The organism is Sphingomicrobium lutaoense, from assembly GCF_014195685.1.
Taxonomy (GTDB): domain Bacteria; phylum Pseudomonadota; class Alphaproteobacteria; order Sphingomonadales; family Sphingomonadaceae; genus Sphingomicrobium; species Sphingomicrobium lutaoense.
In genome coordinates, this window is the sequence record NZ_JACICF010000001.1 from 145184 (window position 1) to 167938 (window position 22755).

Consider the following 22755-nt stretch of genomic DNA (forward strand, 5'->3'; position numbering starts at 1 on the left):
GACCATGTTGCAGCGCCTTCGGCGAAGCGCCTTAGTTCAGCGATTTCCGGTAGATGCGATAATTATGGTTGATGTTCGCCCCTGGCAGGTTGGCGATCGACATCATGCCCTGGTTATCCTCGAGCACCCAGCCGAATTCGCCATGGAAGATGCCATATTTGTCGACGCAGACCCGGCGCGAATGTTCGATCAGCATGAAGGCGAACTGGCTTGCCAGCCGGCCTTTCTGATATTCCTTGCGAACCCCCATCAGCGGCACCCGTGCGCGGCGCGTACGCGGCCTGCGCAACCGCCAGAGGAGCTTGGCCCAGCCGAAGGGGAAGAGCCGTCCGTCAAGATCCTCGATCAGTTCGTTGGTATCGGGAATGGTGATCATGAAGGCCGCGGGCTTGCCGTCATATTCGGCGATCTTGACCAGGTCCTCGACGATGATCGGCTTCAATTTCTTGCCGGCATAGGCGATTTCGGATTCGGTCAGCGGGACAAAACCCCAATTATCCGACCAGGCATCGTTGAGAATATCGAGGATGATCGCGGCTTCCTCGTCGAAGCGGGATTTGTCGACGTCGCGAATGACGAGCTTCTCGTTGCGCTCCCCCGCCCTGATGAGCCGGTCGATCACCGGGATCATGTTGATGCGGATGTCGAGCGCGAAAGTGTGCAGGTCGCGCGCCTTGCGATAGCCGGCCTGCTCGACCCAGCCCTGATATTCGGGGCGGTGATGGCCCATCATTACCAGCGGCTTTTCCTCGAAGCCCTCGATCAGCAGCCCGGGCTCGTCCCAGATGGAGATGGAGATGGGCCCGATTGCCTGCGTCATCCCTTCCTCGCGCAGCCAGCGTTCGGCGGCGGCGATGAGCGCGGCGGCAGCTTCGGCATCTTTGGCTTCGAAAAGGCCCCATAGCCCCGTCTCGGGCATTCGTTCGAGGACCAGATCGTCGATCTGTGCGCTGATCCGCCCGACCGTCTTGCCGTCGCGCTCGGCAAGGAAGAGTTGCAGCCTGCCATGCTCGAACCAGGGGTTCTTGCCCGGGTCGATCAGTGCGTGGACTTCCGACTTGAGCGGCGGAACCCAATAGGGATCGTCGCGATAGATGTCCCATGGCAAGTCGACGAAGGCGCGCCTGTCCGCGCGGGTCCGTACGGGCCGGATGGTGAGCGTTTCGGTCATGTCATCGGGCTAGCCGCTTGGCCTGCCCCTGTCATCCCACGTAAAGGAATAAGGTCCTAATGGTGACGAAAGGCGAAGATTTCGCCATGATGACGCCATCATCTGTCGCCAGATGGCACGCGGAAAGATGAATATGTTCAACGCAGATATTCTCGGCAAGGGCCAGGAAAGCGCGGAAACCTCCGTCCGGCGCGCCGTCGTGCGCGGTGATGACAAGGAGATGCTGCGCGCGGCTGCCCAGCTGACCCGCGATCTCAAGGAGCCCGATGCCCGCATCTTCTGGGCGGACCTCATCCTTTCGGCGCTGCTCGGTTATGGGGCGTTGGCGCTGGCCATTCTTTCCGGCGAGCTGGCGGTCAAGCTGGCGGCCGGACTGGTGGCGATGCTGGCGCTTTATCGGGCGGGCAGCTTCATCCACGAGATCGCGCATATCAAGAAAGGCGACCTGCCGGGCTTCCGCCTGGTGTGGAACATGCTCATCGGGGTGCCGCTTCTGGCGCCGTCCTTCATGTATGAAGGCGTTCACAACCAGCATCATGCCAAGACCAAATATGGCACGGTCGACGATCCCGAATATCTGCCGCTAGCATTGATGAAGCCGTGGACGCTGCCGCTATTTCTTATCGTAGCGGCGCTCGCGCCGCTGGCGCTGCTGTTCCGCTTTGCGGTTCTGACGCCCTTGTCGCTTCTCTTCCCCTCGCTTCGCCGCGTGGTGGTTGCGCGTTATTCGGGGCTGCAGATCAACCCTGCTTTCCGCCGCAAGCCCGCCGAGGGCGAGGCCGCGCGCCAATGGCGCTGGCAGGAAGGCGCGGCGAGCCTCTGGTCGATCGGCCTGATTGCCGCGACGCTGGCGGGTGCGATTCCCCTTGCGGCGATGGCGACTTTCCTTGCCGTGCTGTCGGGTCTGATGTTCATCAACCAGGTCCGCACCCTGGTGGCGCACCTGTGGGAGAATGACGGCGAACCGATGAGCGTGACCGCGCAATATCTCGACAGCGTCAACGTGCCGCCGCCCGCGACGCTTCCGGCGCTGTGGGCGCCGGTGGGGCTTCGCTATCATGCGCTGCACCACTTGCTGCCCGGACTGCCTTACCATTCGCTGGGCGAGGCGCATCGCCGCCTGCGCCGCGAACTGGACGGGCAATCGGTCTATCACGCCACCAACCATCGCGGCCTCACGCCGCTGGTGGCGCGGCTGGCGGCTTCGACGATGCGTCGCCGCTAGGCGCTACTCCTCGGAGCGGATCAGGACCGTCTCGCCGATCAGGAAGAAGAGCAGGAACGGCCCCCAGGCCGCGAGCCAGGGCGGATAGACGCCTGCCGTGCCCATCGCGAGGCTGAAATTGTCGGCGACGAAATAAGCGAAACCGAGCGCCATGCCGATAGTAGCGCGCAAGAGCACTTGTCCGGAACGCGCGAGGCCGAAGGCAGCGACGGCGGCGAGCAGCGGCATCAGGAGCGTCGAGAGCGGGCCGGTGATCTTGTGCCACCATCCTGCGCGCGCGGCTTCGGCGGGGCGACCGGCCTGTTCGAGCGCCTCGATATCCTCGGCAAGATCGAAGATGTTGAGGCTGTCGGGATCGACGTCTGCGAGTTTGAACTGACTGGGTTTCACACCGGCAAGCCCGCGCCCGCTTTGCGCTTCGCGCACGAGATTCATTTCCGAATCATAGCTGGTGAGGCCTTCGAACTCCCAGCTGGTCCCGTCGGCCGAGGGTCGCGCATGCTCGATCTTAGTGATGGTCCGCAGCAAGCCCTCGGGGCGCTCGTAGACCGACAGGCCCTCGAGACGGAAATTCTGGCCGCGACCCGAGGCGAGGCGGGCATGGACATAGTCGTCGCCGCTGCGCAGCCAGACATTGCTCATCACTCCGCTGTCGGGCGGGACGGGGTGATAGTCATTGTCGCTCCATGCGTTCACGACGCGCGCCGATTTCACGACCACCGTTTCGTTGAAGACGAAGAGCACGCCCGCGAGAGCGACGCTGGCGACGATCAGGGGGGCAAGAATCTGGTGCGCCGACAGGCCTGCGGCCTTCATCGAGATGACCTCGCTATGCTGGTTGAGGCTGGTGAAGGCGATCAGCGTGCCGAGCAGCACCGAGAAAGGCAGGAAGCGCGAGGCGAGCAGCGGCAGCCGGAGCGAGACATAGCGCCATAGTTCGGCTTCGCCATTGCCCTCTACCGCGAGGATCTTGCCGCTTTCGCCGAGGAGGTCGAGCATCATCAGGACCATCACCAGCGCGATCAGCACCGCGAGCGAGCGTGTGACGAACAGTTTCACCATGTAGAGCGCAAGCTGGCGCGAGGGCATGAAATCCATGTTGATCATTCGCTCGCCTCCATTCGCGCCGCACGGCGGGCGGCGAGCGCCTTGGCGCGGGGATCGGGAACGAGCTTGCGAACCGCCTTGGCGATCTTGGCAAAGCCCGCTTCGAGCGCGCCGATCGGTTGCCCGCCGGGGCGGTGCGCGATCACATGATACATCCAACCGATGAGGACCACGAAGACGACGAAGGGGATGTAGAGCGCCAGTTCGGGCTGCAGGCGACCCTGTGCCCCCGCGCTTTCGGCATATTGGTTGATCTTGTGATAGGTCACCACCATCACGATCGCCACGAAGATGCCGAGCGAGGAAGACGAGCGTTTGGGCGGGACCGCGAGCGCGATCGCCAGCAGGGGCAGCATCAGCATCATGATCACTTCGACGAGGCGGAAGTGGAGGTTGGCGCGCGCAGCGAGATTCTGTCCGGGATCGGCGCCCGTGGTGAAATAGGCGAGCTTGGCCAATTCGGGCAGGGTCAGTTCGCGGATCTGGTTGCCCCGTCCGCGGAAGACATCGACCGCGGGCAGGTTGATCGGCAGGTCGTAGCTGTCGAAGGCCAGCGTGCGCGGGCTGGGGAAGTCGGGATTGTCCTGCACCAGCCGCCCGTCGCGCAGGCGGAAGATGATCACATCGGGATCGTCGGTGGCGAGGAATTGACCTTGGCGCGCGCTAGCGGTGATGAGCCCGTCGTCGCGGTCGTCGACGTGGACGAAGATGCCCTTGAGCATCGTCCCGTCATTCTCGCTTTCGTCGATCCGCAGGGTCATGCGATTGCCGAGCTTGTTGAATTCGCCCACTTCGATCGACGCACCGAGCGAGCCCGAGCGGAGATCGAAACGCAGCCCTTCGTAATTATAGCGGGCATAGGGTTCGACATAGGAGACAATGACGAGGTTGAGCAGCAGGAGCGCACCCGCATACATGTAAGGCACACGCAATAGGCGGCCATAGCCCACGCCGATCCCGCGCAGGGCATCGAGCTCCGACGAAAGAGCGAGTTTGCGGAAAGCGAGCAGGATGCCGAGCAGCAGGCCGATGGGAATCCCCAGCGCGAAATATTCGGGCAGCATGTTGGCGAGCATCCGCCAGACCACGCTGACCGGGCCGCCCAGCGCGACCACGAAATCGAAGAGGCGCAGCATCTTGTCGAGGACCAGCAGCATAGCCGCGACGATCAGCGTGCCGACCAGCGGAACGAAGATATTCTTCGCCAGATAGCGGTCGATGAGGCTGAGGTTCATGCGGCTCCTTTTTGTGGTCGCTGCGAGACCATGATTTGGCCGCATTGCGGCGCAATTCAATCATTGGTCCCGTTCGCTTCCCGCAAGGGTGGATGAACCGGACCGTTCCTATGGAGCCTATAAAGGATTGGTCAGCGAAATCATGCCCCTTCTTCTCATCAACCCCCTGGATGATCGTGGAGAGCGTGCCTGATGGAACATGTCCGGATCGCCTTGCTCTCCAATCCCCGTTCGACCGGCAATATCGCGCAATTGCCGCGCATCCGCGAATATTGCGCCGAGCACCCCGACATCTTCCATTATGAAGTGGACGAAGTCGCGCAGATCGGCAACGCGCTCAAGATGATCGCGAGGATCAAGCCGACCATTCTCGTCATCAACGGCGGCGATGGCACGGTGCAGGCCGCGCTCACCGAAGTGCATAATGGCGGACATTTCGCCGACGGTGCGCCGCCGCTCGCGGTGCTGCCGAGCGGCAAGACCAATCTCATCGCACTTGACCTCGGGGCCGAGGGTGATCCCATCGCCGCGCTCGAGAAGTTGACCGAAATCGCGGCGCGCGACCTGTCGCCGCATCTCGTCGCGAAGGAGCTGATCGCGCTTCGCCATGGCGGCGATGACCAGCTTCCCGTGATCGGCATGTTCCTGGGCGGAGCGGGTCTTGCGGACATCATGCTTTATTGCCGCCACAAGCTCTATCCGACCGGACTGCCCAACGGCATCTGCCATGTGCTTACCGCGATCGCGGTCCTGTTCCAGAACATCTTCGGGATGCGCGGCTCCTACCTGCCGCCCGCGCCTTCGGAAATGGGCATCGGCATCGACCGCGAACGGCGCCTTACGGGTCGCTTCTCGCTGCTTCTGGTCACCACGCTCGACAAGCTTCTCCTCTCGCGGGACCTTGAAGGCAATGGCAAGGGCGGGCTCAAGGTCATCGCGGTCGAGGAAAAGCGCTTCACTTTGCTTCGCGCGATCGCGGCCAGTTTGCGTGGCAAGCTGGGCAAGAAGCCGCTCGACGGCGTGCATGTCACCGAGAGCGACGAAGTGTCGATCGAAGGAGGCATGAGCCCGGTGATCCTCGATGGCGAGATGTTCAGCGCCAGCGAAGGACGCCCGATCCTGCTGCGCAAGGCGCAGCCTCTGTCCTTCGTCAAAATCGCGGCCTGACATGTCCCTTCGATCGCTGATTGCGGCGGAACTGGCCGAACCGGTCGATCCGCGCGTAGCGGCCATGGCTAAGGCCGTCGCCGAAGCCCATGGCGATGCGAGCCTCGCCGTCATTTTCTACGGGAGCTGCCTTCGCGAACGGCAGCTCGAGGGGCTGATGCTCGATTTCTATCTCATCGTCGACGACTATCGCCGCGCCTATGACAAGGCCTGGCTGGCGAAGGCCAATGCGCTCATTCCGCCGAATGTCTTTCATTTCCAGCATGAGGGCCTCGTCGCCAAATATGCGGTGCTCGATGCCGCCGACCTTGCGCGCGAAACCTCGCTCGACGCCGGCAGCGTATCGGTCTGGGCGCGCTTCGCCCAGCCGGTGCGGCTGGTGTGGCAGCGCGACGACAAGGCGCGGCAGATGGTCGAGGCAGCCGTGGCGGAGGCCCCGGTTACCTTGTTCGCGATGACGCTTCCCCTGATGGACGCGGCGCCGGAAGACAGCAATGCGGTATGGAGCGAGGGATTTCGCCAGACCTATGCCGCCGAATTGCGCGCCGAGCGGAAAGGGCGGGGAGGGTCGATCATCGACAGCGATCCCGAGCGCTATCGGCAGGTCGGCGATGCAGCGCGCCGAGAAGTCGAGACCCGAGGCCTTTCCCGAGGCGTTTCATCCAGGGCGATGGCGCGCAAGTGGAAGAGGCTGCAGCGCAAGGGCAAGGCCCTGTCGGTGATCCGCCTTGCCAAGGCCAGCGCGACCTTCAACGGGGGTGCCGAATATATCGCCTGGAAGATCAATCGCCATGCCGGCACCGACATCGAATTGACCGAATTCCAGAAAAGACACCCTCTATGGGCAGCGGTCAGTTTACTGCCGCGGCTCCTCCGTTCGGGTGCGATACGCTAGTCTGAATCGCGGTCGCGACCGCGCGCGCGAGCCCGTTGACGGTGAAGGGCTTGCGTAGCAGCTCATAGCCGACGAGATCCTCGCTTTCGCCTTCTCCGACATAGCCGGTGACGAACAGGATCGGCAGGTCGTTCTGCCGGGCCTTGAGTTCGCGAACCAGCTCGGGGCCGGTCATCTCGGGCATGATGACGTCGGTGATGACCAGGTCGAAGGACCCGGGCTCGAACAGGGCGAGCGCTTCGGCCGCGCTACTGCAGCTCTTGGGTTCATAGCCTAGGTCTTCGAGCGCTCCGACGGTAGCGCTGCGTACCCGCGCATCATCCTCGACCAGCAGAATGCGGGCCGATGTGAAGACCGGTTCCTCCTCGCTGGCCATCTGCGCCGAGGGATGGACATGGACATTGTCATGTTCGACCTCGGTGCGCGGAAGGTAGATGGAAACCGTGGTCCCCTTGCCCAACTCGCTCTCGATGCCGACCTCACCGCCCGACTGGTGCGCAAAGCCGAAAATCTGGCTGAGGCCGAGGCCCGTTCCCTTGCCCACTTCCTTGGTGGTGAAAAAGGGCTCGAAGGCACGCTCGCAAATCTCCTTGGGCATACCGCAGCCGGTGTCGCTTACCGAAATCACCAGATATTCGCCCGCGCGGATGTCACCCACCTCGTTGGCGGCGAGCTTCATATTGGCGGTCCGGATGGTGAGGTCCCCCTTGCCGTCCATCGCGTCGCGCGCGTTGACCGCGAGGTTGAGAATCGCATTTTCCAGCTGGAGCGCGTCCACAAAGACCGGCCAGGCATCGTCGGCAAGATTGGTACGGATGCGGATGCGCTCGCCCAGCGTGCGATCGAGAAGATCGCGCATCGATTCGACCAGATTGGCACTCTCCACCCGCTCGGGCAGCAGGGGCTCCGAACGGGCGAAGGACAGCAGCCGCCGAGTCAGAGCGGCCGCGCGGGTGGCGCCGTCCATGGCGTTCGACAGATGGCCCAGAAGTTCGCGCCGGGGCCCGTCGATCCGGCGCCGGGCAAGGTCTAGCCCCCCTACCACCACGGCAAGCATATTGTTGAAGTCGTGCGCGATACCGCCGGTAAGCTGGCCGACCGCTTCCATCTTCTGGACCTGTCGCAATTGCGCTTCGGCGGCGGCGCGTTCCTCGGCTTCGGCGCGAAGCGCAGCATTGGCCTTTTCCAATTCCTCGGTGCGCTGCGCGACCGCGGCCTCGAGGCCGGTGGCGCGTTCGAACTGGTCTTCGGCCTGCTTCTTGCTGTCGACATATTGGCGAAGCGTGCGCATCGCGATGACGCCCATGGCGATTGCGATCAAGGCGACCAGGACGCCCAGCCAGGAAAGATAATCGGTGAGGCGACCCGCTTCGGCCGAGAAAAGCTGCGTTTGCTGCATCGAGGCCGAAAGGCTCTGCCGTTCGGCCGAACTGATCTCGCGCAGCTTGGCGGCAAGCTGGCGGACCGTTTCGGACTGGCCCGCCTGGTAGAAGAGCGCGATCCCGCCCGAGCCTCGCTGCGCCGAAGCGGCACGCGCGGCCGCGGCGAGTTCCTGCCCTCGCTCGTTGAACAGATGCTTGAGTTCGGTGACCCGCTCGCGCTGCGGGGGGTCGTTGGCGACCAGCCGTTCGAGCTGGTCGATCTGAATCCGCGCCAGCCGCCAGTCGGCATAATAGATGCTTCCGGTCGCCTGTTCTTCGTCGAGGACATAGCGGCCCAGCGCGGCTTCGGCGCTCGCGATCGAACTGTCCACCGTCCGCGCCAGCAGCATCACGTCATAGGATTGGCGTTCACGCTGCTGGGCTTCCTCGCGCGCCTCGTTGGAAAGCGCGACCAGCCACACCATGCCGAGAAGCAGGAGAGTTGCGAACAGCGCGACACCCGCCGCGACACCGCGTCGCCAGTCAAAACGCGTTTCTTCCCCGCCCGTCATGACGCCATCCTAACCGCGCGGACGGACGGGATAAAGGCTCAATCGATACAACCGGTTGCGCGGCCTGCGCGTTCGAACATGCCGAGGATCTCGCCAACCTGTTCGTCGCTATGAAGCGCGCAGAGCGAACAGCGCAGCAGCGTCATGTTCGCCGGGGTCGCGGGCGGACGGGCCAGATTGACGTAGAGACCCTCGTTCAGGAGCGCTTCCCACATCGCCGCGCCCTTTTCGAGATCGGGCATGATCACCGCGATGATCGCCGACTGGGGGTCCTCGGTGCCCAGCTGGAAGCCGAGTTTTTTCAGACCGCCGTGCAAACGCTTGCTATTTTCCCACAGATGGTCGCGCTTGGCCTTGGCATGCTTGAGCTTGCCGATCGAGGTGGCCGCGGTTGCGACGACGCTCGGCGGAAGCGATGCGGTGAAGACATAGGGGCGCGAAACGAGGCGGAGAATCTCGAACTTGGGATGGTTGGAGACGCAGAAGCCGCCGACTGTGCCGACCGACTTGGAGAAAGTGCCGATGATGAAGTCAACATCGTCGATCACGCCCTGCGCTTCGCACACGCCCCGGCCATTTTCGCCGATGAAGCCCATCGAATGGGCTTCGTCCACGAGCACCATCGCGCCATATTTCTTCGCCAGCGGCACCATCTTGTCCAAGGGAGCGACATCGCCGAGCATCGAATAGACGCCCTCGAGGATGACGAGCTTTCCAGCATCTTCGGGAAGGCGCTTCAGCCGTTTTTCCAGCGCTTCGATGTCATTGTGGCGGAAGGGAATGACATTGGCATTGCCCATCGCGCAGCCGTCGTAGATCGAGGCATGGCTGTCGATGTCGAGGATGATATAGTCATCCTTGCCCGCCAGCGTCGAAATCACGCCCAGATTGGCGAGATAGCCGGTCGAGAAGACCATTGCCCCGTCCATGTCGTAAAAGTCGCGCAGCGCCTCTTCGCACGCCTTGTGGCCTGCATAGGTGCCGTTGAGAACGCGGCTACCCGTCGTGCCCGAACCGAAATTGTCGAGCGCGTCCTTGCCGGCCTGGATGACGTCGGGATCGAAGGTCATCCCCATGTAATTGTAGGTGCCGAGGAGGATGGTCTCGCGGCCGTTGCAGATGGCGACGGTGGGCGACAGCACCTTTTCCATCACGAGGTTGAACGGGTCGGTCACGCCGGTGGAAAGCAGATCCTCCCGCGTCTTGATGAGGTCATCGAACTTGGTGAAAAGATCGGTCACTTCACCATCCCGGCCACGGCATCGACCAATTGGCCGACATTCTCGATCTCGGCCTGCTGGTTCATCGTGATGAGGATGTCGAATTCGTCTTCGACCTCGGCCACGAAATCGAGAACCGTGAGGCTGTCCCATTCGAGATCCTGGGCGAAGCGGGTCTCTTCGGACACCTCGATGCCCTTCTTGTTGAACTGGTCGATGAGGCCGAAGATGCGGCCCTTCACGTCTGCGCGGTCAGTCATGGAAATTCGCCTTAATGTGAGGGGTGCGCTTTCGCAATCAAATCGGGCGCAAAAAGGGCGGCAACCGGCCTAAAGCCAGCCCTTGTCGAGATACCAGCGCGCGGTGCTTGCCAGTCCGGTGGGAGTGTCGATCGAAGGAGACCAGAGTGTTGCCGGGGGCCTTTTCTCGGCGCGGACGGTCCAGTCGGGGTGGCAGAAATAGGCCGCGCGGTCGGGCGTGAGCTTGGCCGCGCCGCGGCGCACCATCCGGTCGACCATCGCCGCGCCGCGAAGCGCCGCCGAGGGCATGTTAAGAATGAGCGGCGTCCGGCCTACCGCCTTGCCGAGTGCCTGCGCGAATTCGCGATGGCCCCATCCATTGTCCCGATTGTCGTCGGGTTCGTAGATTTCGCCACGCGGCGTTCCCGACGCGGCGAGGGAAAGGAGCAGGCGCGACAGGTCGTCGGCATGGATATAGGAGGCGCGACCTTCGGGCGGCATCAGGACGAGCCCGCGCCGTGCCATCCGGAAAAGTTCGAGCGTCTCGCGGTCGCCGGGCCCATAGACGGCGGGCGGGCGAACGATCACCGAGGGAAGGGAAGAGGCCTCGACCAGCTGCTCGGACACCGCCTTGCTTTCCCCATAGAGCGACAGGCCGGGTTCGCGTGCGGCGAGCGAGGAGACATGGACGAAGCGGTCGGAGCCGCCCTGTTCGGCCGCCGCGAGCAAGGCGGCCGTGCCTTCGGCATTGCCGCGCATGAAGCTCTCGCGATCGGGCGCGCTGATCGTGCCCGCGATATGGATGACCGCATCACTGCCTTCGCACAGCCTGGCCAGCGCGTCCCGGTCTTCGAGCGCGCCTTCGATCCACTCGACATGGGGCAGGGGTGCCTGGGGCCGGCGGGTCAGCGCCCGGAGCTCAACCTGCTCTTCACCGGCGAGGCGAAGAAGCCTCCCGCCGACAAAGCCGGTAGCGCCGGTGACCGCTATCTTCAAAGCGGGGACCAATCGCTGTCGGCCTCCGCTTCATCTTCCTCCTCGCGCTCCTTTTCGGGAAGGCGGGCGATCACGGCGTCAAGCAGGGGTTCGATCCCCTGTCCGGCGAGCGCGCTGATTTCGAAAAGACGGGTCACGCCCTCATTGGCCAATTCCTCGCGGGCGATGGCGAGCACGCCTTCGTCGACGGTATCGACCCGCGACAGTGCGACGATTTCTTCCTTGTCGCCCAGCCCCGCGCCATAGGCGTCGAGTTCCTCGCGCACGGTGCGATAGGCCTTGGCGGGATCGCCGCCGTCGGCATCGACAAGGTGGATGAGAAGTCGTGTCCGTTCGATATGCCCGAGGAAGCGGTCGCCGATGCCTGCCCCCTCGGCAGCGCCGCTGATGAGGCCCGGCACGTCGGCCATGACGAATTCCGCGCCCTTGTGCAGCACCACGCCCAGCTTGGGATGGATGGTGGTGAAGGGATAGGCGCCAACCTTGGCCTTGGCGTTGGTCACGGCGTTGAGAAAGGTGGATTTGCCCGCGTTGGGAAGCCCGACGAGGCCGACGTCGGCGAGCAGCTTGAGCCGCAGCCAGACCCACATTTCCTCGCCTTCCTCGCCCGGCTGGTGCTGGCGCGGTGCGCGGTTGGTCGAGGTCTTGTAGCTGGCGTTGCCGCGACCCCCCATGCCGCCGCGCAGCATGGTGACGCGCTGGCCTTCCCTGGTGAGATCGGCGAGCAGCGAGCGTTCCTCGTCATCGGCGAGTATCTGGGTGCCGACCGGCACCTTGATCACGAGATCCTTGCCGCCTGCCCCGGTCTGGTTGCGGCCCGCTCCGCCCTTGCCGCGCGGTGCGCGCAGATGCTGGGTGTAGCGGAAGTCGATGAGCGTATTGAGGCCGGGTACTGCCTCGAAGATGATGTCGCCGCCCTTGCCGCCGTCACCTCCGTCGGGACCGCCGAACTCGATATATTTTTCGCGGCGAAAGCTGACGGCGCCCGGGCCACCGGCGCCCGAACGGATGAAAATCTTGGCTTGGTCGAGAAAATGCATGGGCGCGCCCTTAGCGCAGTTCCCCCAGAACGCCTAGGATTTGCGTGACCGCGATATCATGCGCGGCCGAATGGGGAAGGCCGGTGGCGCGCGCGATCTCCTCACCCACCAGGCTGTCGCCGATGGCGAGAAGAACCAGGCCCAGCGTGGCCTTGTCGAGCGGTCGATCGTCGCCTTCGGCAGTGATCGCGCGCACCACGTCGGCGACCGCCGATTCCACCGCGGCAAGGCTTTCGCGCCGCCGCGAGACCACCACCCAGGCAATCAGTTCGCCAAAGCCCTGGTCGCGGAAAGCATCGAACATCTCTTCGACAACGTGGCGAAGCTTGGTCTTGCCCGCGCGATAGCGCCCGACCGATCCGGTGATCGAGTCCGCGACATCATGCGCGATGGCATCGGCCAATGCGGCATGGAGGCCGTCCACCGAACCGAAATGATGCAGCAAATTGGCATGGGTGCGACCGATCCGCGCACCCACCGCCTTCAGCGTGACCGCGGCGATCCCTTCCTCGCGGAGCAGCAGGCGCGCGGCATCGACCGCAGCCTTGCGGCTCTCCTCCGGGCTCATGCGTTTACGCTTTTGCAACGATATTGACATTAGTGTCAGTAACAACCAGTTAGAGAATGCTCGACACCTTTCTTTGGAGCCCCGCGATGGCCACTGCAAGTATAACGCCCTCTGATCTGACGATTTCCCCACGGGATCGCCGCTTCGGTCGTGGCGAAGCAACCCCGCGCTGGTGGCACGGCGGCAACCCTTATGCGACGGCCTTCTACAACGCGCTGTCGATCACCTTTCCCAAGGGCGAGGCCTTCTTCGTCGATAGCGTGCGCGCCTTTCGCGAAGGCACGCCGCCGCGCCTTGCCGAGGACATTCGCAATTTCGTGACGCAGGAGGCGATGCACAGCCGCGAGCATGTCGCCTTCAACAATCGCGCCGCCGACACGGGCTACCGGATCGACCATCTCGAGGCGGTGGTGCAGGAGCGCATCGACCTGGTTTCCGAAAAACCCAAGATCGTTTCCCTGGCCGCGACCATGGCACTCGAACATTTCACCGCGATTCTCGCCCATCAGCTGCTTGCAGATCCGCGCCATCTCGAGGGCGCCGACGAAGCCACCGCCGAACTATGGCGCTGGCACGCGTCCGAGGAGATCGAGCATAAGGGCGTCGCCTACGACACATGGCTTCATGCCACGCGCGACTGGTCGCGCTGGCAGCGGTGGAAAGTGAAAAGCCTCGTGATGATCGATGTCACGCGCAATTTCCTGGTCCACCGCTGGGAAGGAATGCTGGATCTCCTGCGGCAGGACGGCCTTACCGGGCGCAAGGCCAAATGGGCCATGCTGAAATATGCCTTCCTGTCACCGGGCATGGTGCGGCAATGGTTCGTCCCCTGGGCCAAATATTTCTTCCCGGGCTTCCACCCGTGGAACGAGGACGACCGTCATCTCATCCGTGACTATGACGCCTCGGTGGGGACCCGCTTCGACAGCCGGAAGAAAGTGCGCCGCGCAGGCTGAGCGGCGCATCTCCCTCTCGTCAGGCTGCGACCTTTGCGGGTTGCATCGCCGCCAACTGGAGCCGGTACATCTTGCACTCGACTTCGCCGCGCGCGCAGCTCAGCCGAGGCGCGGTGATGCCGGTGGCGCTGAAGCCCAGCTTTTCGAGCACGCGGCCCGACGCCGGATTGTCGATCGCGTGCGAGGCTTCGAGTTGGCGTAGCCCCAGCGTCCGGGCAATCTCGATGACTGCACGGGCGGCTTCGCTGGCAAAGCCTTTCCCCCAGTGAGCACGGGCAATCCAATAGCCCAGCTCGACCGCGCCCGATGGACGCCGGGCGAGCCCGCACGCCCCGACCAGTTCGGGCGCGCCCTCGGTCCGGCGGACGATGAGGAATGTCGGGAGCACCGGGTCGCGCGGAGAGGAAAGAAAGGCCTCGGCTTCCTCCAGCCCATAAGGCCAGGGGGCGTTGGCAAGCTGCATGACGATCTGCTTGTCGGCGAGAACGCGTGCCAGGGCAGGCGCATCGTCGGCCCATCCGGGGCGAAGCAACAGGCGCGGTGTACGTGCGAACATCACCATTCTCCTCACTGAAAGCCGCCGCTAGCGCGCTTTCGTGACAGTTCAGGGAGAAGGCGAAGACAAAAAAGGGAGAAGGGGGCGGCCCCTTCTCCCTTTCCTGATCTTGTCAGATTGTCGGACCGTCCCCGGTGGGACCGCCCCTTATCGACGAATCCCGATTATTCGGCCGCTTCCGGCATGGCTTCCACATGCACATATTTACGGCCAAGCTTGCCGTCCCTGAACGCGACACGGCCATCGACAAGCGCAAAGATGGTATGGTCGCGGCCCAGGCCGACATTGTCGCCCGGATACCACTTGGTGCCGCGCTGGCGCACGATGATGTTGCCGGCAACGACCTGCTGCCCGCCAAACTTCTTGACGCCGAGATACTTAGGATTGGAATCGCGACCGTTCTTGGACGAGCCGCCAGCTTTTTTATGTGCCATCGTTACTTCTTCTCGGTCTTCTTGGCGGCCGGTTTCTTGGCAGCCGTTGTCTTCTTGGTTGCCGCCTTCTTAGCAGGTGCAGCATCCTTTGTCGATTTCTTCGCTTCGGCCTTCTTGGCAGGCGCCTTCTTGGCGGCCGGCTTGTCGTCAGCCTTCTTCGCGGCGGGCTTCACAGCGGCCTTCTTGGCCGCGCCCTTGCCACCGATCGAAACGATCTCGAGGATGGTGTGCTGCTGGCGGTGGCCGCGCTTGCGACGATAGTTGTGACGACGCTTCTTCTTGAAGACGGTGACCTTTTCGCCCTTGGCCTGGGCCACGATCTTGGCGTCCACCGTCAACCCATCGGTCGACTGCAGCTTCGAGCCGTCGCCAGCGAGCAGGACGTCGTCCAGCTTGACACTGTCACCGGCCTCACCGGCCAGTTTCTCGACGACGATTTTGTCTCCCGGGGCGACGCGATATTGCTTGCCGCCCGTGCGCACGACTGCGAACATTGGCTCTTCTCTCAATCTTCAACGAATTTCAGACCGCGTAACGTCACCGTCCGCGGGGATGGGGCCACCTATGGAACAGGGGCCGCGCTGTCAACCTTCGTCGGCTACAAAATGGGCGTTAATGGCGAAGTTCGGGCCGCAAGCGGTAGCGCCCCTGCTCGAACGGGCCGAACATGGTCCCGATCGCAGGGTGATCGACCGGCTCGCCTTCGTCGTCGGCAACCAGATTCTGCTGGCTGACATAGGCGATGTAGCTCGATTCGGCATTCTCGGCGAGCAGGTGATAGAAAGGCTGTTCCTTGATCGGCCGGATCTCTTCGGGGATCGACTGGTACCATTCCTCGCTATTGTCGAATTCGGGGTCGACATCGAAGATGACGCCGCGAAAATCGAGCACGCGATGCTTCACGACATCGCCAAGGCCGAAACGGGCATGCGGAATCTTGTTGTTCATGCCCTCAATGTAATCGCTCCGGCTTTCAGGACAAGCGGTCAAGGACGATCCGTGCCTCTAGACCGGCCCCGTCGGCAGGATCGGCCAGTTCTAGCCGTCCGCCCTGCGCCCGCGCGATCGCCGCGACGATGGCGAGGCCGAGACCATGGCCGCCGCTCTGGCGGCTGCGCGAGGGGTCGAGCCGTCCGAAGGGCTGCAAGGCCAGTTCGCGCCGGTCGGGAGGAATGCCCGGGCCATGGTCGCGCACCGCGATGATTGCATTGCCGCCTTCGCCGCGTGCCCAAAGTTCCGCATCCCCGCCATGGCGCAGGGCATTGTCGATGAGATTCTCGATGGCGCGGCGCAGCGGACCCGACTGGGCCCGCACTACCAGCGCCTCGATAGCACCCAGCTTGACCTGTCCATCATGCTTCTCCGCCAGCGCGGCGAGGAGCGGCGCCACCTCTACCGGTTCGAGTGGGCCCGCGACGCTTCCGAGCCGCGCGAATTCGAGGATCTGTTCGAAACGGGCATGCAATTCCTCGATCTGCGCCACGAGAGCGAGGCGGCGCTCTCCATCCTCGACCGTTTCGGCCTCGAGCCGCAGCGCGGTAAGCGGGGTGCGAAGGTCATGCCCGATCGCGCCGAGCATCACGTCCTTCTCGCGCATCATCGCCGAGATCCGTTCCTGCATGGCGTTGGTCGCGGCGATGAGGCGGCGGACATCGCTCGGCCCGCTTTCGTCCATCGGCTCTCTCGCATGCAGTCCGTCGAAGGCCTCGGCGCGCCGCGCGAGGCGCTGCAGCGAGCCGCCGACTTTGCGCAGGAGGAGGAGCGTGGGAATGAGGACGATCAGTCCGATCAGGAGGGACTGAGCCGCGAGCAGGACGATCAGCGGGCCCATGGGACGCGGGCCCGGGCCACGGGCACTGAGCCACCGCCCATCCTCAAGCTGGACCGCGACGAGGATCATCGTGCGATGGCCGCGCCGCCCGTCGACACTACCTGCCACGACCTGCCGGACGTTGACGCCATTGTTGGCGAAGGTGTCGGCGACGATCCGTTCGGCAAGCGGCAAGCGCATGGCATCATCCGGAACGGGGTTTTCACTGCCCACTCGCACACGCCGCCGCCCGGGCCTGCGCCGTTCCTCCAGCCGGTCGATCATCGCCGGGCTGTCGGCTATGACCACGAGGCGCTGCGCTGCCGGGATCGCCGCATCATTGACGAGCTGGCCCCTTCGATTGTCGAGTGCGATCGCGAAGTTGACGGCCTGCGCGATGAGGATCGCCGCCGCGACAATGAGCGCGACCTGCGCGGCAAGGGAAAGACGCTTCATCCGCGCTCGACATCCGCGGCAAGGCAATAGCCCGCGCCATGGACCGTGCGGATCAAATCGGCCCCGTCCTCGCCGAGCTTGCGGCGCAACCGCATCACCGCATTGTCCACCGAGCGGTCGAACGGTCCCGCTTCACGGCCCTTGGTGAGGTCGAGGAGCTGGTCACGGCTGAGCACCCGGCCCGGCCGCTCGACGAGCACGCGAAGCAAGCGATATTCGCCGCTGGTCAGATCGATCGGGCCTTCATCATCGGACAAGGTCTGGCGCGCGGAATCGAGGGTAAAGCGGTCGAAGCGACAGAGCGATGCGTTGGGAGCCGAATGACCCTCATGGTCGCTGCGGCGAAGGATCGCTTTTACCCGGGCGAGTAGTTCGCGCGGGTTGAAAGGCTTGGTGAGATAATCGTCGGCACCCATTTCGAGGCCGACGATCCGGTCGATATCCTCGGCCTTCGCGCTGAGGAACAGGATGGGCAGGCTGCCCTGGGAACGGATGTGGCGAGCAAGGCTCAATCCGTCCTCGCCCGGCAGCATGATATCGAGGATGACCATGGCGAAGGCGCCCTTCGGAAGGGTTTCGCGAGCGCCCGCTGCATCGCCAACCGCGGTGACACGAAAGCCCTCGCGCTCGAGATAGCGCTGCAGCGGCGTGCGGATCGCCGGCTCATCCTCGACGATGAGCAGATGGGGTCGTTCGGTCATCTCGATCGGTGATGCGGCAAGGGGGCCGGAGTTACCAGCCCCCAAGCCGCCTGGGTCTTGGGGGACCTATTCGCCGCGGTTGCCGCGCCTTGCCTTGCGCGCTTCGCGGGCCGCCGCGCGTTCCTCGGCGTCGATCGTGCCGTCGCCATTGGCATCATGCCTGGCAAAGCGTTCCATGGCCCGGGCCCGGAATTCGGCGAGCGTCAGCTGACCGTCGTTATTGGTGTCGAGCCGTTCGAACATCCGGCCGTGCCCCATGCGACGACCGCCCATGCGCTTGTGGCCCATCTTGTGGCCTTCCTTCATTCCTTCGCTTTCACGTTCCTTCATCATCTCGGCGCGGCGCTGCAGCCTTGCGGCATGGGCCTCGACGATTTCGGAACGGGTGATCGCGCCATTGCCGTCACCATCGAGCCTGGCGAAGCGCTCGGAGGTCCGGGCATCGATTTCGGCCATGGTCACCACGCCGTCGCCATCGGCGTCGGCACGCGCACCACGGTGATGGTCGGCCAGGGCAGCGGCGGGAATCGCAACAGCGGCGGCGGCGGAGATCATCAGGAGCTTTTTCATTGCTTGTCTTTCCATCATTGGCTGGGTCGGGTCCTTATGGAGGGCGCATGTCGCAACCGATTGTCGGCGTGCTGCGCAATTGTCGCAAATTGTATCAGGGGATGACGACCTTGCCCGCCCAGTCCAGCTGCGCACCGCTTTGTTCGGGCGTCATACGCGATAGCACGTCGATCAGCCGGGCCGCGCTCTTGTCCGGGTCGAACAGCTTTTTCTCGGCGACATTGCGCTGGAAGGGGGAGGATAAGGGCGTATCCACCGTGCCGGGATGGAGCGCGACGACGAGCTTTCCCTCGCTCTTGCGCGCTTCCTCGATCGCGAGCGTGCGGACGATCTGGTTGAGCGCGGCCTTCGAGGCCCGATAGCCATACCAACCCCCGAGGCGGTTATCCCCGATCGAGCCCACTCTAGCCGATAGCGCCGCGAAGATGCCGCCCCTGGAGAGGAGTGGCAGGAAATGACGCGCCACGAGCGCGGGGCCGGTCGCATTGATCCGGAAATAGCGATCGAGGGCAGGGGCTTCGAGCGCCTTCCAGTTTTTTTCGGGGCTATACTCCTCGCTATGGAGGATACCCGTCGCCACGATGACCAGGTCGTAAGGCGCGGACGATTTCACTTCCTCGGCCGCCGCAGCGATGGTTTCGGGGCGGTCATAGTCGATGGCAGGGTTTGACCCGCGCGAGAGCCTCAGGGCCTCGCCGCCGAGCGAGGAGATTCTTTCGGCCAGGGCATGGCCGATCCCGCCTGTCGAACCGATGACAATCGCCTTGGAAAATGTGCGCATGTGGGAAGCAACGCGCGGGCCATGGCTTGGGGGCCAAAAGGAGAGGATGGAAAAGCCTCTTTGCAAGGGCGCCGCTCCTTGCTAGAGGCGCCAATCCTAACGACCAAGCACGCCCGAAAAGGGGTGCAAACCACCGTCGAATCACGCGGAGAGGTGGCAGAGTGGTCGAATGTACCGCACTCGAAATGCGGCGTGCCTTTACGGGTACCGTGGGTTCGAATCCCACCCTCTCCGCCATTCGCCTCTTCTGCTGACGGCCTGTCCTTGCCGCCCTGTCGGGTCGCGGAACCCAAAGTCGGGGCTGCGGCGTTCATGGCAGGCATGGCTTATCGCGACACCATCGAGGGGCGCACCCGCATCGGGACGCTGGCGCTTGTCATTCTCCTTCACGCCGCAGCGCTTGCGGCGGCGCTTCTGATTCGCGGCGAAGTGGTGGCCGCGCCCTTCGACGATGAACCGCTCGAGACTTTCGATGTCGCCATTGTCGAACCGCCCATGGCGGTAGTCGAGGAAAGCGAGGATGCCTCGGTGTCGCTGCCGCGCGACGAAGGCATGGCGTCGGCGGAGAATATCGAGAGCGAGGCCAAGCCCGTCGAGGCGCCCAAACCCAAGGTGAAGCTGCCGCCGGTCAACCCACGCCCGGCGGCGGAGGATGCCGGCGCGGGCAATGACGCGACGCAAGGCGCCTCGACCAATGTCGGCCCCGGCGCCGGGGCCGGGGGCGTGGGACCCGGAACCGGAGCGGGCGAAGCGGGAACCGGAAAGGGCGGAGGCGGGATCAACCCGCCGGTGCTGATCGCGGGCAACATCACGCGCAAGGATTATCCCAAGGAGCTTCGCGACCAACCGCTGGTGCGCGGCGAGATGATCCTCGAATTCACCATCGGGGTGGACGGCCGCGTGCGCTATTGCCGCGCGGTCAAGTCGAGCGGCAATGCCATCCTCGACCGCGACACCTGCCGCCTGATGGAAGAACGTTATCGCTACCGGCCCGCGACCAACGGGCGCGGCGAGCCGATTTCGATCGTCGGTCGCGCGCGCCGGGTCTGGTTCGAGGAACGGTAGCTCAGGACTCTTCGCGCACCCGCAGCATCGCCAGCGCGGCAATGACCATCACCAGCGCAGCAAAGGCCATGGTGTAGATCGGCTGTTCCGGGAAGAAGAATGCCATGATCGTCCCCATCACCGTCGCGACGAGCAATTGCGGCACCACGATAAAGACGTTGAACAGTCCCATGTAGATGCCGAGCTTTCGCTGCGGCAGGTTCGAGGCGAGGATCGCATAGGGCATGGCGAGGATCGAGGCCCAGGCAATGCCGATCCCGATTTCGGCCAGCACCAGCATCTGCGGATCGGTGATGACAAAGAAGCTGGCATAGCCCGCGGCACCGCACAGCAGCCCGAGGATGTGGGTCTTCACCTTGCCGATCCGCCGCGCCACGAAAGGCAGCAGCAGCAAGGCGGCGATCGCGGCGACGCCATTATAGACGGCAAAGAGGATGCCGACCCAATTGCCCGCTTCCTGATAGGCGGCGCTCGACGGGTCGCCCGATCCGTAGAAATTGATCGCGACCACCGGCGTGGTGTTGATCCACATGATGAACAGCGCCGACCAGGAGAAGAATTGCGCGAGCGCGAGCTTCTTCATGATGTCGGGCATGCCCGAGAAATCCCCGACGATCTGGCTGAGCATATTGGAGGATGACCCGCCTTTTGCGAGCCGGATCGCCAGCATCGAGGCAAGGCCATAAGCGGCAAGCAGCGCACCGAGAAGATAGACTTCCTTTTGCAGGTCGAGATAGTCGACCGACGCCGCGACGATCGCGCCCGCCAGCACCCACATCATCGCGCCATTGTAATTGCGCGTGGCCAGTGCCCGGATCGTCTGGCCGGTCGGCACCGCATCTTCGCTGTCGCCGGCAAAGGCCCGCATCTGTTCGGGGTCATATTCGCGGGTCGAGACAATCGTCCACATTACCGCAAGGAAGAGTGCGGCGGCGCCGAACCAGAAGCTGTAGCGGACCGTGTCGGGGATGCCGCCATCGGCCGCGACGTTCGACACGCCCCAGTAATCGAGCAGCCAGGGGAAGGCCGAGCCCACCACCGCGCCCACCCCGATGAAGGCGGTCTGCACGGCATAACCCGCGGTATGCTGGTCCTTGCGCAACATGTCGCCGACGAAAGCGCGGAACGGCTCCATCGAGATATTGAGGCTGGCATCGAGCACCCAGAGCAGGATCGCCGCCATCAACAGGAAATCGGACAGGGGCATCAGGAAGAGCGACAGCGCCGCCAGCACCGCGCCCGCGAGGAAATAGGGTCGCCTGCGACCCAATTTGCCGAGCCAGGTACGGTCGGACATGAAGCCGATGACGGGCTGGACGAGGAGGCCGGTCAGCGGCGCCGCGACCCACAGGGCGGGAAGATCGTCGAGCGAGGATCCCAAGGTCTGGAAAATCCGGCTCATATTGGCGTTCTGCAGCGCGAAACCGATCTGGATCCCGAAGAATCCGAAGCTGATATTGAACAGCCCGGCCCAATTCTGGCGCGGTTTTTCCATGAATAAATCCCCCGGTCTCTCCTGGATGACCGACGCTGGCAGAGCTTCGCCGCCTTGACAATCTGCATAGGTATGCAGCCAGCGGCGTGCGCCATTGATCAGCTGGAGCGGCGGGCGATCAGCTCGACCGGGAGGAGCACGCTTCCCGAGGGGCGATCCTCGATGGTGGCGAGCAGGGTATCGACCAGCGTTTCGGCGGCTCGACGGGTGTCCTGCGAAATCGAGGTCAACGAGGGGTCGGCGAAGCGCGCCGCGGCAATATCGTCGAAGCCCACGATCGCCACATCGTCGGGGATCGTCCGGCCTTCCTTCTTCAGCCGCCGCATCGCCCCGATCGCGGCAAGGTCGGAGGAAGCGAAGATCGCATCGAAATCGGTGCCCGATTCCAGCAGGGTCCGCGCGGCCGCATCGCCCGCTTCCTCGGTGGGGCTGGCATCGATCCGCATCACCGGCCGCAGGCCATCTTCCTCCAGGGCGCGCGTGAGGCCCTGGAATCGTTCGAGCATTTCGGGGGATGTCGCATCGGCGGTGCCGATGAAGGCGATCTTTCGCCGACCCCGCTCGACGAGATGCCTTCCCGCCAGATATCCACCCTCGACATTGTCGGATCCGACGGTGGTGCCGATCTGCCCTTTGCGCGCCGCGCCCCAGCGGACGAAATGGGTGCCCTGGCTGACCAGTTGTTCGAGCCTCGGCTTGGCTTTGAGATAATTGCCATAGCCCAACAGGATGATCCCGTCGGCCTTGCGGCTGTCTTCATAATCGACATGCCAGTCGGCCGAGAGCTGCTGGAAGCTGATGAGGAGGTCGTAGCCCGCCGTCGCGCAGGCGCGGGTAATCGCGCCGACCATCGAGAGGTAGAAAGGGTTGATCAGCGTGTCGTCGGGAGTGGGATCCTCGAAAAAGAGAAGCGCGATGGTGCGTGACTGGCCCTTGCGCAGCCCCGAGGCATTGCGATCCACCGTGTAATTGAGCTCCTTTGCCGCCGCGAGCACCTTGGCACGGGTTTCTTCGGAGACCGCGGCGTTACCCGACAACGCGCGCGACACCGTGGGCTGTGAAACCCCCGCGAGCGCTGCGATGTCGAAGCTGGTGGGCCGCCGTTGCGTCATGAAAAGCGTTGCATTCCAGTCAT

At 63.8% G+C, this 22755-nt stretch carries 24 protein-coding genes and 1 tRNA gene; 6 read left to right on the forward strand and 19 right to left on the reverse strand.

Annotated features, from left to right (window positions below; genetic code table 11):
- Positions 1–31: 31 nt before the first annotated feature.
- Entirely contained in the window at positions 32–1171 is a 1140-nt protein-coding gene (locus FHS50_RS00735; protein ID WP_183932445.1) for an N-acetyltransferase, read from the reverse strand.
- A 127-nt stretch (positions 1172–1298) separates the two neighbouring features.
- Here FHS50_RS00735 and FHS50_RS00740 point away from each other — a divergent pair, with 127 nt between their 5' ends.
- Positions 1299–2396, forward strand: a complete 1098-nt coding sequence (locus FHS50_RS00740) for a fatty acid desaturase family protein (RefSeq protein WP_407696046.1) — start codon at positions 1299–1301, stop codon at positions 2394–2396.
- Between the two features lie 3 nt (positions 2397–2399).
- Here FHS50_RS00740 and lptG read toward each other — a convergent pair whose 3' ends face one another.
- Both lptG and lptF read right to left on the reverse strand, forming a co-directional pair.
- Positions 2400–3503: an LPS export ABC transporter permease LptG gene (lptG, locus tag FHS50_RS00745; protein WP_183932446.1), complete on the reverse strand. Its 1104-nt coding sequence runs from the start codon at positions 3501–3503 to the stop codon at positions 2400–2402.
- A complete protein-coding gene (gene lptF / locus FHS50_RS00750) occupies positions 3500–4738 on the reverse strand; it encodes an LPS export ABC transporter permease LptF (RefSeq protein ID WP_183932447.1) in 1239 nt (412 codons plus the stop codon). The genes lptG and lptF overlap by 4 nt, the downstream gene beginning before the upstream one ends.
- A gap of 192 nt (positions 4739–4930) precedes the next feature.
- Between lptF and FHS50_RS00755 the strand changes: the two genes are divergently transcribed.
- A complete protein-coding gene (locus tag FHS50_RS00755; protein WP_183932448.1) occupies positions 4931–5905 on the forward strand; it encodes a diacylglycerol/lipid kinase family protein in 975 nt (324 codons plus the stop codon).
- A 1-nt stretch (position 5906) separates the two neighbouring features.
- On the forward strand, positions 5907–6800 hold the full coding sequence (locus FHS50_RS00760) for a hypothetical protein (RefSeq protein WP_183932449.1): 894 nt from the start codon (positions 5907–5909) through the stop codon (positions 6798–6800).
- Here the strand turns inward: FHS50_RS00760 and FHS50_RS00765 are convergent.
- From FHS50_RS00765 to FHS50_RS00790, 6 genes are all read right to left on the reverse strand, one after another.
- Entirely contained in the window at positions 6757–8733 is a 1977-nt protein-coding gene (locus FHS50_RS00765) for an ATP-binding protein (protein WP_183932450.1), read from the reverse strand. The genes FHS50_RS00760 and FHS50_RS00765 overlap by 44 nt on opposite strands.
- Positions 8734–8771: 38 nt before the next feature.
- Positions 8772–9974 carry a serine palmitoyltransferase gene (gene spt, locus FHS50_RS00770; protein ID WP_183932451.1) on the reverse strand — a complete coding sequence of 401 codons (1203 nt, stop codon included), beginning with the start codon at positions 9972–9974 and terminating at the stop codon, positions 8772–8774.
- Positions 9971–10213, reverse strand: coding sequence for an acyl carrier protein (locus FHS50_RS00775; protein ID WP_183932452.1), 243 nt, complete (start codon positions 10211–10213; stop codon positions 9971–9973). The genes spt and FHS50_RS00775 overlap by 4 nt, the downstream gene beginning before the upstream one ends.
- Positions 10214–10282: 69 nt before the next feature.
- Positions 10283–11188, reverse strand: a complete 906-nt coding sequence (locus FHS50_RS00780; protein ID WP_183932453.1) for an NAD-dependent epimerase/dehydratase family protein — start codon at positions 11186–11188, stop codon at positions 10283–10285.
- Positions 11185–12228 (reverse strand): GTPase ObgE, encoded by a 1044-nt coding sequence (gene obgE / locus FHS50_RS00785; protein WP_183932454.1) that lies wholly within the window; start codon positions 12226–12228, stop codon positions 11185–11187. Before obgE ends, FHS50_RS00780 begins: the two co-directional genes overlap by 4 nt.
- 10 nt (positions 12229–12238) lie before the next feature.
- Positions 12239–12796, reverse strand: coding sequence for a TetR/AcrR family transcriptional regulator (locus FHS50_RS00790; protein WP_246332899.1), 558 nt, complete (start codon positions 12794–12796; stop codon positions 12239–12241).
- A 56-nt stretch (positions 12797–12852) separates the two neighbouring features.
- Here FHS50_RS00790 and FHS50_RS00795 point away from each other — a divergent pair, with 56 nt between their 5' ends.
- Positions 12853–13752, forward strand: coding sequence for a metal-dependent hydrolase (locus FHS50_RS00795; protein WP_246332901.1), 900 nt, complete (start codon positions 12853–12855; stop codon positions 13750–13752).
- 19 nt (positions 13753–13771) lie between these two features.
- Here the strand turns inward: FHS50_RS00795 and FHS50_RS00800 are convergent, their stop codons facing one another.
- From FHS50_RS00800 to FHS50_RS00835, 8 genes are all read right to left on the reverse strand, one after another.
- Complete coding sequence (locus tag FHS50_RS00800; RefSeq protein WP_183932456.1) at positions 13772–14308, reverse strand: GNAT family N-acetyltransferase; 537 nt, start codon at positions 14306–14308, stop codon at positions 13772–13774.
- A gap of 164 nt (positions 14309–14472) precedes the next feature.
- Complete coding sequence (gene rpmA / locus FHS50_RS00805) at positions 14473–14742, reverse strand: 50S ribosomal protein L27 (protein WP_183932457.1); 270 nt, start codon at positions 14740–14742, stop codon at positions 14473–14475.
- Positions 14743–14744: 2 nt separating this feature from the next.
- On the reverse strand, positions 14745–15236 hold the full coding sequence (rplU, locus tag FHS50_RS00810) for a 50S ribosomal protein L21 (RefSeq protein ID WP_183933830.1): 492 nt from the start codon (positions 15234–15236) through the stop codon (positions 14745–14747).
- A gap of 118 nt (positions 15237–15354) precedes the next feature.
- Positions 15355–15690, reverse strand: coding sequence for a heat shock protein HspQ (hspQ, locus tag FHS50_RS00815; RefSeq protein WP_183932458.1), 336 nt, complete (start codon positions 15688–15690; stop codon positions 15355–15357).
- 25 nt (positions 15691–15715) lie between these two features.
- Entirely contained in the window at positions 15716–17008 is a 1293-nt protein-coding gene (locus FHS50_RS00820) for a sensor histidine kinase (RefSeq protein ID WP_183932459.1), read from the reverse strand.
- Positions 17005–17709, reverse strand: a complete 705-nt coding sequence (locus FHS50_RS00825; RefSeq protein ID WP_183932460.1) for a response regulator — start codon at positions 17707–17709, stop codon at positions 17005–17007. Before FHS50_RS00825 ends, FHS50_RS00820 begins: the two co-directional genes overlap by 4 nt.
- Positions 17710–17775: 66 nt before the next feature.
- On the reverse strand, positions 17776–18279 hold the full coding sequence (locus FHS50_RS00830) for an EF-hand domain-containing protein (RefSeq protein ID WP_183932461.1): 504 nt from the start codon (positions 18277–18279) through the stop codon (positions 17776–17778).
- A 94-nt stretch (positions 18280–18373) separates the two neighbouring features.
- Positions 18374–19060, reverse strand: a complete 687-nt coding sequence (locus FHS50_RS00835; RefSeq protein ID WP_183932462.1) for an SDR family NAD(P)-dependent oxidoreductase — start codon at positions 19058–19060, stop codon at positions 18374–18376.
- Between the two features lie 147 nt (positions 19061–19207).
- On the opposite strand from FHS50_RS00835, the gene FHS50_RS00840 reads away from it, so the two are divergent.
- Together FHS50_RS00840 and FHS50_RS00845 are read left to right on the forward strand one after the other, a co-directional pair.
- Positions 19208–19297 (forward strand) — tRNA-Ser (locus tag FHS50_RS00840).
- A 75-nt stretch (positions 19298–19372) separates the two neighbouring features.
- Positions 19373–20125, forward strand: coding sequence for a TonB family protein (locus FHS50_RS00845; protein ID WP_183932463.1), 753 nt, complete (start codon positions 19373–19375; stop codon positions 20123–20125).
- A 1-nt stretch (position 20126) separates the two neighbouring features.
- Here the strand turns inward: FHS50_RS00845 and FHS50_RS00850 are convergent, their stop codons facing one another.
- Positions 20127–21620 (reverse strand): MFS transporter, encoded by a 1494-nt coding sequence (locus FHS50_RS00850; RefSeq protein WP_183932464.1) that lies wholly within the window; start codon positions 21618–21620, stop codon positions 20127–20129.
- Positions 21621–21718: 98 nt separating this feature from the next.
- Entirely contained in the window at positions 21719–22732 is a 1014-nt protein-coding gene (locus tag FHS50_RS00855; protein WP_183932465.1) for a LacI family DNA-binding transcriptional regulator, read from the reverse strand.
- Between the last annotated feature and the right edge of the window lie 23 nt (positions 22733–22755).